The sequence below is a fragment of the Paraburkholderia ultramafica genome (assembly GCF_902859915.1).
Taxonomy (GTDB): Bacteria; Pseudomonadota; Gammaproteobacteria; order Burkholderiales; family Burkholderiaceae; genus Paraburkholderia; species Paraburkholderia ultramafica.
In genome coordinates, this window is sequence record NZ_CADIKK010000007.1 from 94,239 (window position 1) to 108,882 (window position 14,644).

Annotated in this window: 18 protein-coding genes; 10 read left to right on the top strand and 8 right to left on the bottom strand. The window is 65.6% G+C overall.

All coding sequences use genetic code 11. The features are described from left to right. Positions 1-56: 56 nt before the first annotated feature. The 4 genes from HV744_RS09655 to HV744_RS09670 all read left to right on the top strand — a co-directional run bounded on the left by HV744_RS09655 (position 57) and on the right by HV744_RS09670 (position 3,196). Complete coding sequence (locus tag HV744_RS09655; protein ID WP_175149291.1) at positions 57-695, top strand: cytochrome b/b6 domain-containing protein; 639 nt, start codon at positions 57-59, stop codon at positions 693-695. A gap of 34 nt (positions 696-729) precedes the next feature. Next, positions 730-1,521 carry a molybdopterin-dependent oxidoreductase gene (locus HV744_RS09660; RefSeq protein ID WP_175149292.1) on the top strand — a complete coding sequence of 264 codons (792 nt, stop codon included), beginning with the start codon at positions 730-732 and terminating at the stop codon, positions 1,519-1,521. Between the two features lie 124 nt (positions 1,522-1,645). Beyond that, positions 1,646-1,876: a pentapeptide MXKDX repeat protein gene (locus HV744_RS09665; protein ID WP_175149293.1), complete on the top strand. Its 231-nt coding sequence runs from the start codon at positions 1,646-1,648 to the stop codon at positions 1,874-1,876. Between the two features lie 378 nt (positions 1,877-2,254). Beyond that, positions 2,255-3,196, top strand: a complete 942-nt coding sequence (locus HV744_RS09670; RefSeq protein ID WP_175149294.1) for an EamA family transporter — start codon at positions 2,255-2,257, stop codon at positions 3,194-3,196. A 250-nt stretch (positions 3,197-3,446) separates the two neighbouring features. On the opposite strand, the gene HV744_RS09675 is transcribed toward HV744_RS09670, so the two are convergent. After that, a complete protein-coding gene (locus HV744_RS09675; RefSeq protein ID WP_175149295.1) occupies positions 3,447-3,584 on the bottom strand; it encodes an entericidin A/B family lipoprotein in 138 nt (45 codons plus the stop codon). A gap of 223 nt (positions 3,585-3,807) precedes the next feature. Then, entirely contained in the window at positions 3,808-5,286 is a 1,479-nt protein-coding gene (locus tag HV744_RS09680; RefSeq protein WP_175149296.1) for a sensor histidine kinase, read from the bottom strand. Between the two features lie 157 nt (positions 5,287-5,443). Between HV744_RS09680 and HV744_RS09685 the strand changes: the two genes are divergently transcribed. From HV744_RS09685 to HV744_RS09705, 5 genes are all read left to right on the top strand, one after another. Beyond that, the gene (locus HV744_RS09685) at positions 5,444-5,653 is read left to right on the top strand and encodes a DUF1328 domain-containing protein (protein WP_246278993.1); all 210 of its coding nucleotides are present in this window, start codon (positions 5,444-5,446) and stop codon (positions 5,651-5,653) included. Positions 5,654-5,740: 87 nt separating this feature from the next. After that, positions 5,741-5,902, top strand: a complete 162-nt coding sequence (locus HV744_RS09690; protein WP_075643714.1) for a DUF1328 domain-containing protein — start codon at positions 5,741-5,743, stop codon at positions 5,900-5,902. A 109-nt stretch (positions 5,903-6,011) separates the two neighbouring features. Further along, complete coding sequence (locus HV744_RS09695) at positions 6,012-6,584, top strand: ferritin-like domain-containing protein (protein WP_175149297.1); 573 nt, start codon at positions 6,012-6,014, stop codon at positions 6,582-6,584. Positions 6,585-6,780: 196 nt separating this feature from the next. Then, positions 6,781-7,413 carry a response regulator gene (locus HV744_RS09700; protein ID WP_175149298.1) on the top strand — a complete coding sequence of 211 codons (633 nt, stop codon included), beginning with the start codon at positions 6,781-6,783 and terminating at the stop codon, positions 7,411-7,413. Between the two features lie 20 nt (positions 7,414-7,433). Beyond that, entirely contained in the window at positions 7,434-7,862 is a 429-nt protein-coding gene (locus HV744_RS09705) for a response regulator (protein WP_175149299.1), read from the top strand. A gap of 65 nt (positions 7,863-7,927) precedes the next feature. Here the strand turns inward: HV744_RS09705 and HV744_RS09710 are convergent, their stop codons facing one another. Next, positions 7,928-9,127, bottom strand: coding sequence for an MFS transporter (locus HV744_RS09710; protein WP_175149300.1), 1,200 nt, complete (start codon positions 9,125-9,127; stop codon positions 7,928-7,930). A 226-nt stretch (positions 9,128-9,353) separates the two neighbouring features. On the opposite strand from HV744_RS09710, the gene HV744_RS09715 reads away from it, so the two are divergent. Then, positions 9,354-9,827 carry a DUF2569 domain-containing protein gene (locus HV744_RS09715; protein ID WP_246278994.1) on the top strand — a complete coding sequence of 158 codons (474 nt, stop codon included), beginning with the start codon at positions 9,354-9,356 and terminating at the stop codon, positions 9,825-9,827. A gap of 10 nt (positions 9,828-9,837) precedes the next feature. Here HV744_RS09715 and HV744_RS09720 read toward each other — a convergent pair whose 3' ends face one another. Genes HV744_RS09720 through HV744_RS09740 form a run of 5 tightly spaced genes read right to left on the bottom strand, consistent with a single transcriptional unit; the run spans position 9,838 to position 14,621 of the window. Then, positions 9,838-10,665 carry a phosphodiesterase gene (locus tag HV744_RS09720; RefSeq protein ID WP_175149302.1) on the bottom strand — a complete coding sequence of 276 codons (828 nt, stop codon included), beginning with the start codon at positions 10,663-10,665 and terminating at the stop codon, positions 9,838-9,840. 44 nt (positions 10,666-10,709) lie between these two features. After that, entirely contained in the window at positions 10,710-11,756 is a 1,047-nt protein-coding gene (locus tag HV744_RS09725) for an ABC transporter ATP-binding protein (protein ID WP_175149303.1), read from the bottom strand. Then, positions 11,753-12,670, bottom strand: a complete 918-nt coding sequence (locus HV744_RS09730) for an ABC transporter permease (protein ID WP_246278995.1) — start codon at positions 12,668-12,670, stop codon at positions 11,753-11,755. The genes HV744_RS09725 and HV744_RS09730 overlap by 4 nt, the downstream gene beginning before the upstream one ends. A gap of 47 nt (positions 12,671-12,717) precedes the next feature. Beyond that, the gene (locus tag HV744_RS09735; protein WP_175149305.1) at positions 12,718-13,542 is read right to left on the bottom strand and encodes an ABC transporter permease; all 825 of its coding nucleotides are present in this window, start codon (positions 13,540-13,542) and stop codon (positions 12,718-12,720) included. After that, positions 13,539-14,621 (bottom strand): ABC transporter substrate-binding protein, encoded by a 1,083-nt coding sequence (locus HV744_RS09740; RefSeq protein WP_175149306.1) that lies wholly within the window; start codon positions 14,619-14,621, stop codon positions 13,539-13,541. Before HV744_RS09740 ends, HV744_RS09735 begins: the two co-directional genes overlap by 4 nt. Between the last annotated feature and the right edge of the window lie 23 nt (positions 14,622-14,644).

Here is a 14,644-nt window from a genome sequence, read left to right on the forward strand (position 1 = left end):
TGATCGACACCCAATCGACACGCGGTCAGCCGCGCCCTCATCTCCAGGAGAGCCTCATGGCAACGCCTCATGCAGTCCGTGACCGCGCAACGCCGGCCGCGCCGAACACCGGCGTGGTTCATCCGCTGTGGGTGCGCATCACGCATTGGCTCAACGCGCTCGCCGCCATCGTGATGATGCTGTCGGGCTGGCGCATCTACGACGCGTCGCCGATCTTTCCGGCGTTCCGCTTTGCGCCGTCCATCACGCTCGGCGGCTGGCTCGGCGGCGCGCTGCAATGGCATTTTGCGGCGATGTGGCTGCTGGTCTTCAACGGCCTCGTGTACCTCGCGCTGAATCTCGCGAGCGGGCGCTTCGTGCGCAAGTTCCTGCCGGTGTCGCCGCGCGCCGTGTTGCGCGACTTTATCGCCGCGTTGACCGGCAAGCTTTCGCACGCCGATCTGCGCGTCTACAACGCGGTGCAGAAGTTCGCCTACCTGTTCGTGATCTGCGATCTGATCGTGCTGGTGCTCTCGGGGCTCGCGATCTGGAAATCGGTGCAGTTTCCGCTGCTGCGCGAACTGATGGGCGGCTACGACAACGCACGCGTTGTCCACTTTGCCGCGATGTCGCTGCTGGCCGCGTTCCTTGCCGTGCACGTGGCGATGGTGGCGCTCGTGCCGCGCTCGCTGCTGGCCATGCTGCGCGGCCGGTGAACCACGTCTGCGCAAACGTTATGGATATCGAATCATGAACACGCCCATTGGAAAACCCGCCCGACCGGGCCGCCCCACGCTCGACCGCGAATCGATCCTGATCGACGCGCGGCGCGAGCTCGCGATGCCGTCGCGGCGGCTGTTCGGCAAACGGCTTCTGACGCTCGGCGGTCTGTCGATGCTGACCGGCTGCTCGCTGACCGACAACGATTCGGTGAACAGATTTTTGATCGCGGTGTCGCGTCTGAACGACCGCGCGCAAGCCGCGCTGTTCGACCCGAAGCAACTCGCGCCGACCTACACCGAAGCGCAACTCACCCGGCCGTTTCCGTTCAACGCGTACTACGGCATTGACGACGTGCCCGTCGTGGACGGCGCCGACTACAAGCTCAAGGTGAGCGGCCTCGTCACCGGCCAGCGGGTCTGGACGCTGCCCGAGTTGTACGCGCTGCCGCATGCCGAGCAGATTACGCGGCACATCTGCGTCGAAGGGTGGAGTGCGATCGGCCGCTGGGGCGGCACGCCGTTCGGCGATTTTCTGCGGCGCATCGGCGCGGACACCAGCGCGAAGTACGTCGGCTTCAAATGCGCCGACGACTACTACGAAAGCATCGACATGCCGACCGCGCTGCATCCGCAAACGCTGCTCACGTTCTCGTACGACGGCGAGCGTCTGCCCGCGAAATACGGCTTCCCGATGAAGCTGCGCATGCCGACCAAGCTCGGCTACAAGAATCCGAAGCACATCGTCGAGATGTTCGTCACCAACACGTTCCCGGGCGGCTATTGGGTCGACCAGGGCTACAACTGGTTCGGAGGCTCCTGACGCGCGCGGGTCGAGCATGGGCAAGCTCACGTGCAAGCCCGCGCGCGACCCTGGGCGGCAGCAGCTTCGGAAAACCGCCGGCTCGAGCCGGTTCTGATTCATCCACAACACACGGAGTCATCCCATGAAAAAGTTCGCAATCGCAGCAATGGCCGTCGCCCTGCTGACCAGCGGCGGCGCCGCGTTCGCCCAGGCAAGCGGCGCGATGTCCAACGATTCGATGTCGAAAGATGCGATGTCCAAAGACAGCATGTCGAAGGACACGATGAAGAAGGACACGATGAAGCACGACAAGATGAAAAAGGGTGAGGGGGCCGGCATGAAGCATGAAGCGTCGGGGGCGATGGCCAACTGAGCGATGCCACCGATGCCGCCGATGCCGGTCGCGTAGCGCGAGCGGGCCGGTGTCGGGTGCGATGAAAGAAGCCGGGGATACGTCCCCGGCTTTTCTGTTGCAAGTACGCCGAAAAGTTACGATTCTTTCGCTCGACGCGGTGGGCGCTTACTGCATAATGCGATGCGCGCCGAAGCTTTGGCGCGTGTTCGTCGTGGCCCGATTTGTTGCGTGCGCCGCGGCGTTGTGGCCCCATTGGCCATCTATCGTCCTTCCGTTCCGCCGACATGTCCGCCAGCCTCGCCCGTCAGACCGCATCGCCGATGCGGCGTCCGCCATCCCGCCACCGGGTCTTCAGCGGGGGCGCAGCACCTCGAGCGGCAGCGGCGGGTTGAACGCATGTCGCAGCAACGCCCCAGTCTTTTTTCGCTTGGTTTCCCGCGCGGTTTCCCGATCCGCCTGCCGCAATCGCACAACGGCCAGATCGCGCTCGCGCTCGCCGTCGTCTATCTCGTGTGGGGCTCGACGTATCTCGCCGTGCACGTCGCCCTCGGGTCGTTCCCGCCGCTGCTGCTCTCCGGGCTGCGCAACCTGTTTGCCGGCATCGGGCTGTTCGTTTTCGCGGTGCGCCGCAAGCCGCTCTGGCCGAGCTTCGCCGAGATTTGCCATGCCGGGCTCGTCGGCACGATGCTGGTGGGCTTGTCGAGCGGCATGCTGGCCTACGGGATGCGCACCGTCGGCACCGGCACCGCGGCCGTGATGGTGGCGACCGTGCCGCTGTTCGCGACGGTGATCGCGGCCGTCGCCGGGCGCAAGATCGGCCGGGGCGAGTGGTTCGCGGTCGGCCTGGGTCTGGTCGGCATCGCGATTCTGAGTCACGGCGACAGCGCGCCGGGGTCGGCGGGCGGCAGTCTGGCGATCCTGTGCGGCGCGCTGTTCTGGGCGGGCGGCGCGCATCTGGCCGGGCGTCTGAAGCTGCCGTCGGATCTGTTTCTTTCGACCGCGCTGCAGATCGGGCTGGGCGGCGCGATGTCGACGCTGGTCGCGTGGGCCTCCGGCGAGCGGATGCTCGAGGTGCATTTTCCGCCGGTGCTGGCGTTCGTCTACCTGATGCTGGTCGGCACGATGGCCGCGTACGTCGCGTACGGTTTTCTGATCCGCCACACCAGCCCGATCATTGCCAGCAGCTGCATGTACGTGAATCCGGTGGTCGCGGTCGCGCTTGGCGCGCTGCTGCTCGGCGAGCCGGTCACGCGTTCGACGGTGATCGCGACCATCGTGATTCTGGCGAGCGTGGGGTTGTCTTTCTGGTTCGATTACAGGAAGAAGGCGCTTGCTTGAGGTTCGTTTGAATCGTGGCTGGGCTGTGCCTGGATTGCGCATGCGGTTCTCGATGCTGCCACCGTAGCGGTCGGTGCATCGATTGGTGCGGGTGCTGTTGATGGTTTTGTCAGGGATGCCTACCCAAGCCCACGGAACCGCCACAGAACGCCCGCAAAAAAAGCCCGCCGCGATTCCCCGCGACGGGCTGTCGAATACCCGAATGGCCAGGCGCCGCGAGGCACCGGCCCTTCACCTACTCGTGCACAAGTTACTTGGCCTTTTCCGCCGAGTTCGTGAGGGCGTTGCCGCCCTTCGAAATATCCTCACCAGCGCCCGCCATCGTGTTGCAACCGGCGAGCGCGGCAGCCGCCCCGGCAATGAGAAGCAAAGCGATCAGTCGAGTCATGAAAGTTCTCCCTGTCGAGAATGCGTCGGTTGACGCGACCGTGTTGAACGGCACGCGTTTGTCGCCCGACCGGGGCTTACGCCAGTCGGTCCGGTCTGACTGCATGTTAAAAAAAGGGCGGGGGCGGCGCTGTCGGTTGCGCTGCGATTTTGTTGTAGGCGTGCTCCGGTGTTTGCGTCGGCGCACTCCTACAACGATGACTGCAAGATGCCGCGCGGCCTTGCTAGACCGGCGTTCGCGACGGCGATGCCGGCGGCAGATCGACCGACGGCGTCGCGGTGCTGACGCTCGGCATCACCACGTCGATCTCGGTGCCGTTCGGCACGCCGCGCCGGATCTCGAAGCGTCCGCCATGCGCGGCGACCCGCTGGCGCATGCCGAGCAGCCCATGCGTATGCGTGCGCTTCAGATCGGCCGGCGTGATGCCGACGCCGTTGTCGGCGATTTGCAGTGCCACCTGGCCGTCGCCGACCTGCAACGCGATCGACAGCTTCGACGCTCGCGCGTACTTCGCGGCATTCGTCAGCGACTCCTGCGCGACGCGGAACAGCGCAATCTCCGTTTGCTCGTCGAGCTGGATATCGTCGGCGGGCAGGTGCAGTTCGAGCGTCCAGTTATTGCGCTGCGCGGCTTCGTCGGCGAGCGTGCGCAGCGCGGTGACGAGCCCGAAGTTCGCCAGCACGGTGGGCCGCATGTCTTCGATGATGCGGCGCTTCAGCGCGATGCCCTGGTCGAGAGTGGCGAGCGCGCGTTTGAGTTTGTCGGCGATGTCGGGCGCGCTGTCCTTCAGCTTGCGGCTGGCCCACGCCACGTCCATCTTGCTCGCGGTCAGGATCGCGCCGAGCTCGTCGTGCAGTTCGCGCGCGAGCTGCGTCTTTTCGTTTTCGCTGACCGCCTGCAGGTGCCAGCCGAGCGCTTCGAGCTGGCGGGTGCGTTCGTTGACGAGCTGGTCGAGTTCTTCCTGCTGCGTGATCATCTGACGCTGCACGCGCGCCTGTCGATCGATCTGAATGCCGAGGTTGCGGAACAGCAGAATGAACAGCACGATGTTCAGCGCCGACAGGCCCGCTGCGCACAGCGTCGAGATACGCTGATCGGCGCGGCTCGCGGCGAGCGCGTGCTGCGCGCGGCGCTCCTCGTTGTCGCGCAGCAGCGTGAGCGTGCTGTCGATCAGCGACGCATCGGCCGGATTGACGTCGCTCGCGCTGCCGCATGCGCTGAGATCGAGCGGCTGTGGCGCCGCGCGTTGCATCGCGGCGGCGCCGGCGCCGATGCGCGCTTCGATCAGCGCGAGAATCTGCGTGAAGCTCGCGAGTTCGGCGCTGTCCGCCCGGCCGCCGCGGTAGAAGCGGTCCAATTGCCGGGTGCTCTGGCGAATGCTCGCAGCGCTCGCGCAAAAAGCGTGGGCGGACGCGTCTTCCTTCGTCAGAAGAAAATGGTTTTCCTGTGCGCTCAGACGCGCTAGCTGACTCGCGAGGGTGCTCAGCTGCACGGTGACGTCGCGCGCTTCGAGCGCGGTTTCGTATTCGGCGGCAATGCGCTGGCGCGCCGTTTCGAGAATCACCAGGCCGCCCACAGTAATGACGATCGCCACCGTCATCGCAATCGCCCAGCTGCGCTTGCGCATCCAGTCGCTCAGCCGCGCTGCGGCGACTGGCGCCGCCGGGTTCCGCGCGCTCGACCCGTTCTGCACATTTGGCACATTCGGCTCCTCGGCTGGGGCATCAGTGTAACCGTCCGTCGCCTCCGGCGACCATCCGCTGCGTAACACGGCCGTAATCCAATGTAAGCGGATTCTCACACGAAAACCGGCGTGCGTCGGAATGCGCGCAGCGCCGCCGCTCGATAGGATGGACCTGGTGGTTCAGTCATCGTTTCCGGAGGAAGCCATCACGTTGAAGTGGGCATTGTTGTTCGCCGTCATCGCGGTGATCGCTGGCCTTCTCGGCTTTACCGGCATCGCGGCCGGCGCGGCGGCGCTTGCGAAGTTCCTGTTCGTCGTGTTCGTCGTTCTGTGCGTGGTGTTCCTCGTGCTGGGCTTCGTGGTGACGAAAAAAATCATCGATTAGCGCCGCCCGGCGCACCGGTTGCGCGCCGCATCCCGGCAGCGGGGAGCGCTGCGCTTCAAGCCGATACCAACCGCAAGGAGAATCGCCATGCTTCACTATGCCGTCGTCTTTTTCGTGATCGCGATCATTGCCGCCGTGTTCGGCTTTACCGGCATCGCGGCGGGCGCGGCCGAAATCGCGAAGATCCTGTTCTACATTTTTCTCGTCGTGTTCGTGGTTACGCTGCTGCTCGGCGTGTTCCGAACCTAGACGCGCGAACCCGAGCGCGTTAGACGCGTAGTCATTCTCTCTACCGGCGCATCAGGCGCGCACCGTGCGGGATGCGCAATTCCCCCATACCGGATAAAGGAGAAACTCAATGGCGAAGCAAACTGGCGCCCACGGCGCGGCATCTCAATCCAGCGATCCGTTCGTGATGGACATCAAGAAGATCCGCGAGGACGCGCGCAAGCACATGTCGGATGGTCCGGTCACGCAAACCTATGGCGCGGACCGCGAGACGGTGCTGAAGCTGCTCAACGATGCGCTGGCCACCGAAATCGTCTGCACGCTGCGTTACAAGCGGCATCATTTCATGGCCAAGGGCATCAACTCCGAGGCCGTGGCAGCGGAGTTCGCGGTGCATGCGTCGCAAGAGCAGGGCCACGCCGACAGCATCGCCGAGCGCATCGTGCAACTGGGCGGCGCGCCGGATTTCGCGCCGGACGGCCTGAAGACGCGCTCGCATTCGGAATACAAGGAAGGCGGCAGTCTGACCGAGATGATCAAGGAGAATCTGATCGCCGAGCGCATTGCGATCGACACGTACCGCGAGATCATCCGCTATCTCGGCGAGAAGGACGTGACGACGCGCCGTTTGTTCGAAGACATTCTCGCGGTCGAAGAAGAGCATGCCGACGATATGGCGGATCTGCTGCAGGGCCGCGAATAACGAAGTCCAGGCGGGCGGCGCGGCAAGCGCGGGCGGGTCTGGAGGTTTCCCGCGCCGGTCAGGCGCCATCCGCTTTCCGGCCTTCCGGCGTTCCGGCGTTCCGGCGTTCCGGCGTTCCGGCGTTCCGGCCAAGACCATGCTGGAGGTCATTACAATGTCCGCTTTGGAGCGATTCCATCGCACGGACACCAAGCCGATGATTCGAGTGTTGATAGCTGACGACCATGCGATCGTCCGAGGTGGCTTCAGACAGTTCGTCGCCGACGAGCCGGATATGTGCGTCGCCGCCGAAGCCGCGACCGGCGACGAAACGATCAGCCTCGTGCGCGAGCAGGCGTTCGACGTGGTGCTGCTCGACATCGCGATGCCGGACAAGAACGGCATCGACACGCTGCGCGTGATCAAGCAGATGCGTCCCGAACAGGGCGTGCTGATTCTGTCGGGCTACCCGGAGAGTCAATACGCGATCAACCTGCTGCGCGCGGGCGCGAACGGTTATCTGAACAAGGACTGCGAGCCCGATGAAATCGTGCGGGCGATTCGCGCGGTGGCGCGCGGACATCGTTATCTGTCGGAGGCGGTGGCCGATACGCTCGCCGACAATCTCGACAAGCCGGCCGCGGGACGGCCGCATGAAGCGCTGTCCGAGCGCGAATTCCAGATCTTCTGCAAGCTCGCGGCGGGGCGGCTTCCCACCGAGATCGCGGAGGAACTGCATCTGTCCGTGAAGACGGTGAGTACTTACCGGGCGCGCGTGCTGGAGAAGATGCGGTTGGCGAACAATGCCGATCTGACTTATTACGCGATCAAGAACGGCTTGATCGAATAACGGATGATCGAGATACCCGGATGAACAGCGAAGCGAACACCGTTGCCGAGCGAGCCCGTCACGCGCCGTTGCGCGTGTTGCTGATCGAGGATTCGCCGCTGATCCGCCGCAGCCTGGTGGAAGCGATCGACGCGTCCGGTTTGCTGCGGGTAGCCGCCTACGCGGATTGCGCCGATCAGGCGATCGCGCTGCTCAACGATGAAGCCTTCGATGCGGTGATCGTCGACCTGCAGTTGAAGCAGGGCTCGGGCGCGCCCGTGCTGGCCTACTTGCAGCGCGAAGGGCTGATCGACTCGATGTTTGCGGCGGTGCTGACCAACCATGCGTTGCCCGCGTATCGGGAGCGCTGCGAACAGTATGGCGTGCGCCACTTTTACGACAAGTCGTTCGAATTCGACCGGGTGATCGATGCGCTGCACGAGTATGCGTCTGCGCGAAGCGGCGGATGAGCGCTCCGCGGCGATGAGGCGTTAGCGCGAAGCGAGCGCGAACGGATGGCGAACCGAGCGTGGCCTCAATGCGCCGCGCGGGCCGGCAGCCGCAGATGGTTCCACGCCGCCAGTCCCGCGAACACGATCCCGGCCACGCTGACGCCGAGCCATCCCAAAGCCGGCCAGACCGCCGCGCCGACCCCCGAGCCGAGTGCTCCGCCGATGAAATACGCGACCATGTACACCGTATTCACGCGGCTGCGTGCGTCGGGCTTCAGCGCGTAAATGCGCGATTGATTGGAAATCTGCGCGGCCTGCACGCCGATGTCGAGCACGATCACGCCGACCACCAGCCCGGCAATGCTCTTCGCCGACGCGCCGAACACGACGAATGCAAGCGCCACCAGCACGATCGAGACGGTGATGATCGCGCGCGGTCCGCGGCGGTCGGCAAACTTGCCGGCGAGCGGCGCGGCCAGCGCCCCCGCCGCGCCGACGATGCCGAACAGCCCGGCCGCCTGCGGCCCGAGATGAAACGGCGCGCCCGCCAGCAGCAACGCCAGCACCGACCAGAAGATGCTGAACGCGGCGAACAGCGCCGCGCCGGTCAGCGACGCTTCCCGCAGCGCACGATGCTCGACCACCAGATGCCACATCGATAGCAGCAGCTTGCCGTACGGCAGCTTCGAGGTCGGCTGGCTGTTCGGCAAACGCAGGATGATCACCACCGCCAGCGCCAGCAACGCGACGACCGACGCGCCGAACACCGCGCGCCAGCCGAAATATTCGGCGATCACGCCTGACGCGGTCCGCGCCAGCAGAATCCCCAGCAGCAAACCGCTCATCACCATGCCGACCGCGTGGCCGCGCCCGGAAGGCGGCGCGAGTTCGGCCGCGAACGGCACCGCCTGCTGCGCGATGGTGGCGAGCACACCGATCGCCAGACTCGCGACGATCAACACCGACAGCGTCGGCGCCGCCGCCGCCACGACGAGCGCGACGCACATGCCGACGATCTGCAGCAGGATCAGACGGCGCCGGTCGAAGCGGTCGCCGAGCGGCGCCAGCAGCAGCATGCCGGCGGCGTAGCCGAGCTGCGTGACGGCCGGCACCACGCCGACCCACGACGCGCTGCCAGGAAACGACTGGCGGAAGTTGGCGAGCAGCGGCTGGTTGAAATAGATGTTCGCGACCGAGACGCCAGCGATGGTGGCGAGCAGAAATAGCAGACCGCGCAACGACCGGTCGGCGGAAGCGGGAGTGGAAGTGTCGGAAGTTGACATGGGAGCGGCGGGTCGACGGACCGGCCCATGCGCGGTCCTCAAGCGTGCCGATCATACCGGAGCGGGGCGGATCGTGCTGACGGTCACGAACTTCGCGAAAAGCGCGGCCACTGCTAGCCCCGCGCTGCCAAATTGAGATAGTCGTTCGGCTTTAGTTCGTAAAATCGGCGCGCCCGGCCGAACCGCTGACACGCCCGCTCACACGACCCACTTGATGACCCCGACCATGAAACCCGTACCGCGACTGATCGGCGGCTGGCTGCTCCTCGCGTTGATCGGCCTCGCGGCGTGGACGCTTATGACCGCCATCTCGGTGCGCGATCCGCTCAAGCTGATGCTCGAATGGGAACTGCTGGATGTGTTCATCCGTCATGAAACGCACCGCTGGTATCGCATCGTGATTGTGCTCACGGGGCTCGACGCGCTGATCGGCGGGTTCATCGTGGCAGGGGCAGGGTGGCTCGCGCTGCTCGTATGGCGCAGGGCGGCGCGCTTTCCGGCGCAGGTGCAAGTGTGGCTGTTCGCGGTCGTCGTGATGCGCGCCGGCGCGTATCTGTTCGGCGACACCATGAGCCGCGCGATCGGCATCGGGATCGCGATCCCGGCCGACGGTTTTGTTCAGGCCGTGATTGCCGCCGCGCTCGGGATACCGTATTTCAGGTTGTCCCGGCGCGTGCGCGAAACCTTCATCAACGCGTGAGCGGGCACGCTCAGTCGATCAATTCGCCTTCGGACTCGTAGAACGGATAAGGCCCGTCGGCGGCCTCCACATACGCGTGGTGCGTGACGATGCCGGTGGCCGGATCGTAGCGATGCAGCGCATACGCGGGCGGCTCCATGACGAACGCCGACGGCGCGTCGTCGCGCAGATCGAGTCCGACCTGGTGCGCGGGCGACGACACCGCCGACGCGATCGTGCCGCCAAAGCGCACGAACATCGGCCGATGCACATGCCCGCAGATCACCCGCTCCACATTCGGATAACGCGCGATCAACGCCGCGAGCTTGTCGGCCGCGGCGGGGTCGAGCCGCAGTTCATCCATATGGGCGATCCCGCAGACGAACGGCGGATGATGCAGCGCCACCACCGTCGGCTTGCCTTGGGCTGCATCGAGTTGTGTCGCGAGCCACGCGAACCGCGCGTCGCACAGATTGCCGGCGCTTTCGCCCGGCACCATCGAATCGAGAGCGATCACGCGCAGCGGTCCGACATCGAGCGCGTATTGCACGAACTCTCCGCCGCTGCGCAATTCCGCGCGCTCGGGAAACGCCGCGCGCAACGCGGCGCGTTCATCGTGATTGCCGACCATCAGGAAGTACGGGATCGCGAGCGGCGCGAGCAGGGTCTTCAGATGCTCGTACTGTTCAGGGTCGCCCTGGTCGACGAGGTCGCCGGTGATGATCACCGCGTCGGGACGCGGTTCGAGTGCATTGAGCGCGGCGACGCAGCGCTCCAGATACGCACCGGTGTCGACGCGGCGGTAAGCGAGCGCGCCGGGCCGCTTGATATGCAGGTCGCTAATTTGAGCCAGCAGCATGGGGATGTCCTTTTTATTGCGCGCCAAGACGCGGCGCGGCGTCATTACGATAGCGCAATCAGCGCGTCCTGCGCGATCGAGATGCCGACCGGCGTGCCGCGCGCCAGTTCGACCCGCCCCGCGACGTCGATCAGCAACGTGTCCGGTGCGGCGCCGCCGATCGTCAGACGCGTGCGTTCGCCGAGAAACGCAGTGCTTTCGATGCGGCCGCGCAACTGCGCGGTCGCCGGGTCGGCCAGCCAAGCGTCTTCGGGGCGGAAGAAAAGCTCGTGCGCATGGCTTGCATGCGCGGGGTTCGACGGCAACGGCACGGCGCCGCCGGTCGTCGTCAGCATGCCGTCGCGCCGTTCGCCCGCGAGCCGGTTGATCGTGCCGATGAACTGCGCGACCGTGCGGTTCGCCGGCCGATAGTAGATGTCGCGCGGCGCGCCGATCTGCTCGATGCGTCCCGCGCTCATCACGACGACGCGGTCGCCCAGTTCCATCGCCTCGGCCTGATCGTGCGTCACGTAGATGGTCGTGATGCCCAGCTCGCGCAGCAGCGCATTCATCTCGCTGCGCAATGTGTCGCGCAAACGCGCATCGAGCGCCGTGAGCGGTTCGTCGAGCAGCAGCACGCGCGGCCGCACCGCGAGTGCGCGAGCCAGTGCCACCCGCTGGCGCTGGCCGCCGGAGAGCTGATCGATGGGTTTGTCGGCGTGCGCGGCGAGACGCATCATGCCGAGCAGTTCGTCGATGCGTTGCCGTGCGCTGTCGGCCGGCACGCGTTTGATCTTCAAGCCATAACCGATGTTGCCGCGTACGCTCAGATTGGGAAACAGCGCGTAGCTCTGGAACACCATGCCGACCTGGCGCTTTTCGATCGGCAGCGCGGTGACGTCGTCGTCGCCGAACGCGATGCGCCCACCGGCGTCCGGCGTTTCGAGTCCCGCGATCATCCGCAGGGTCGTGGTCTTGCCGCAGCCGGACGGGCCGAGCAACACCAGTGTCTCGCCCGCGGCGATCGTCAGATCGAGCGGTTCGAGCACGCGGGTGCCGCGAAACGTCTTCGCGCATTGCGTGAGCGTGATGGGAACGGAGTCGGGTTTCATCGCGTGTTGATGGATTTCGAAGCGGACTTTGCTGAAGAAGCGGCTCCGCGTGGTTGCGCCGCGCTGCGCTGGCCGGTCGCATCGACGCCGAGCCACTGCATCGCGACGAGCAAGGGCATCGTCATGATGAAGAACAGGATCGTGTACGCGCTGCCGATTTCGATGCGCAACGACGCGTAGGTGTCGGCGAGGCCGACCGGCAGCGTCTTCGTGTCGGGCGTGTGCAGCATCCACGTGAGGTTGAATTCGCCGATCGACAGCGTCAGCACCGCCAGCGCGCCGGCGACGATGCCCGGCCTCGCGTTCGGCAGCACGATCGTCACGAAGCGTGTGACGAAGCTCGCGCCGAGACTCGCCGCGCCTTCTTCGAGCGTGCGCAGATCGCTGCTCGCGCACACCGCGGCGACCGCGCGCACCATGAAGGGCAGCGTGAACACCACATGCCCGACGACGATGAACGCGACGCTCATCCGGAACGCCGTGAAGCCGCCGTAGACCACCAGCAGCGCGAGCGCGGACGCGAGACCGGGCAGCGCGATCGGCAGCACGAGGAACTCTTCGATGATGCGCGACAGTCGCGTCTTGCTGCGCGCGAGCATGTAGCCTGCGGGCACGCCGGTCAGCAGCGTGATGAGCAAGGTCGCGGCCGCCACTTCGAGCGACAGGAACACCGAGCCGTGATACTGCGTCCACACTTCGGCGAGCCAGCGCAGCGTCAGTCCGCTGGAGAGACCCTTGAAGTAGTTGACCGTCAGACCGGCCATGATCGACATGACGACCGGCACGATCAGAAACGCGCACAGCAGCAGCGTGACGAGCCATTGAGCGGCGGCGAGCCAGCTTCTCGCGTCCGGCCAGCGCAGCCGCGAACGCGGTTTGGCCGCGGGCTGCAAAGGGGCAGTGATGGAATTCATCGAGGTTTTGCGGTCGGGTCCGGACACGCCGGGTTTGGAAACGCCGCTCATGCGCTGGCCGCCACCGCCGCGCCGCTCACGCTGCGCGCGAACGCCAGCACGGCCCACGTGACGAGGCCGAGCACGATCGACAGCCCCGCGGCCGTCACCATGTTCGCGTTGAGGGTGAACTCGGTGTAGATCGTCATCGGCAGCACGTCGATGTCGGTGGCGAGCGTGAAGGCGGTGCCGAATGCGCCCATCGCCGTGGCGAAGCACACCGCGCCCGCCGCGATCAGTCCCGGCGACAGCGCGGGCAGCACGATGTCGCGCGTGATGCGCCACGGCGATGCGCCAAGCGAGCGCGCGGCTTCTTCGAGCGACGCGTCGAGCTTGGTCGCCGACGCCATCACGGTGACGATCACGCGTGGAATCGAGAAGTACAGGTAGCCGAGAAACAGGCCGCTCATCGAATACGCGAACACCCAGCGCTCGCCGGTGAGTTTCAGCGACAGCGCGCCGATCAGCCCCTGGCGTCCCGCCAGCATGATGACCATGAAGCCGACCACCACGCCGGGAAACGCGAGCGGGAACGTCAGCAGTGCGAGCAGCGTGCGCTTGAACGCAAACTCGCGGCGTGCGAGCAGCAGTCCGGCGATCACCGACAACACCAGCGTCGCCGCCGTGACCGCCGCGGACAGCACGACGGTCGCGCCGAGGCTCGACAGGTAGCGCGGATTCGTCAGCATCGCGCGATAGGTGGCGAACGCGTGGCCGTCGCCGCTCAACTGCGCGAGCGCGCCCATCGGCAACAGCCAGAACGCGATGAATACCGCCAGCGCCGGCGCGATCAACGCGATGCGCCAGCGCAGCGGGAACGTGATGTCGTTCAATGCATCACCTGTAGATAGCGCTCGCCGAAGCTCGACTGCTTCTCTGCCATCTTGCCGAAGTCGACCGGTTTGGCGCGTGCATAGTCGCTGGCCGGCAGGAATTTCGCAGCGGTTTCCGCGCTCATCGCATTCGCACGCACCGGACGCAGATAGGCGTCGGCCCACAGCTTCTGGCCTTCGTCGGACAACACGAAGTCGAGCACCTTCCTGCCGTTCGCTTCGTGCGGCGCGCCTTTCACGAGGCTCATCACGTACGGCACCGAGATCGTGCCTTCCCTGGGAATCACGAACTCGACGTTCGCGTGATCCTTGTATTTCGCGCGGTAGGCGTCGAAATCGTAGTCGAGCAAGATCGGAATCTCACCGGACATCACGCGCGCATACGCGGTCTGCTTCGGCACGATCGGCGCATTGGCCTTCAGCTTGCGAAACCAGTCGAGGCCCGGCTCGAAGTTATCGAGCGTGCCGCCGAGCGCCTGGTTCACCGCGACCGCGCCCGCATAGCCGACGAATGCGCTCGACGGATCGAGGTAGCCGATCATGCCTTTGTATTCAGGCTTGAGCAGGTCGGCCCACGAGCGCGGTACCGGCTTGCCTTCGAGGGCGTCCTTGTTGACGAAAAAGCCCAGCGTGCCCGAGTGGATCGTGAACCAGTAGCCTTGCGGATCCTTCATGTTGGCGGGGATGTCGTCCCAATGCGCGGGTTTGTACGGCTGGATCAACCCCTTGTCCTTCGCCTGGAAGGCCGACGAAACGCCGAGATACACCACGTCGGCGACCGGGCTCTTCTGCTCGGCCATCAGTTGTGCGATCGATTGGCCGGAATTCTTGTTGTCGAACGGCACACGGATGCCGGTCTTCTGCTGGATCGCCTTGATCTGGCTCGCCCAGTCGGCCCATTCGGGCGGGCAGTTGTAGCAGATTGCGGTTTCGTCGGCGTGGGCCGCTTGCGGCGCGATGGCGGCCAGCGCGGCGCCGGCGACGATCATGCCGGCCGGGAGCGCCGTCGCGGTGACGTGTGCGAGCCGGCGCCACAGCGGTTTGAGCGACGAAGCGAAGCGTGAGGATGAGCGGATCACTGGGGGTCTCCTGGAGAGGAAGA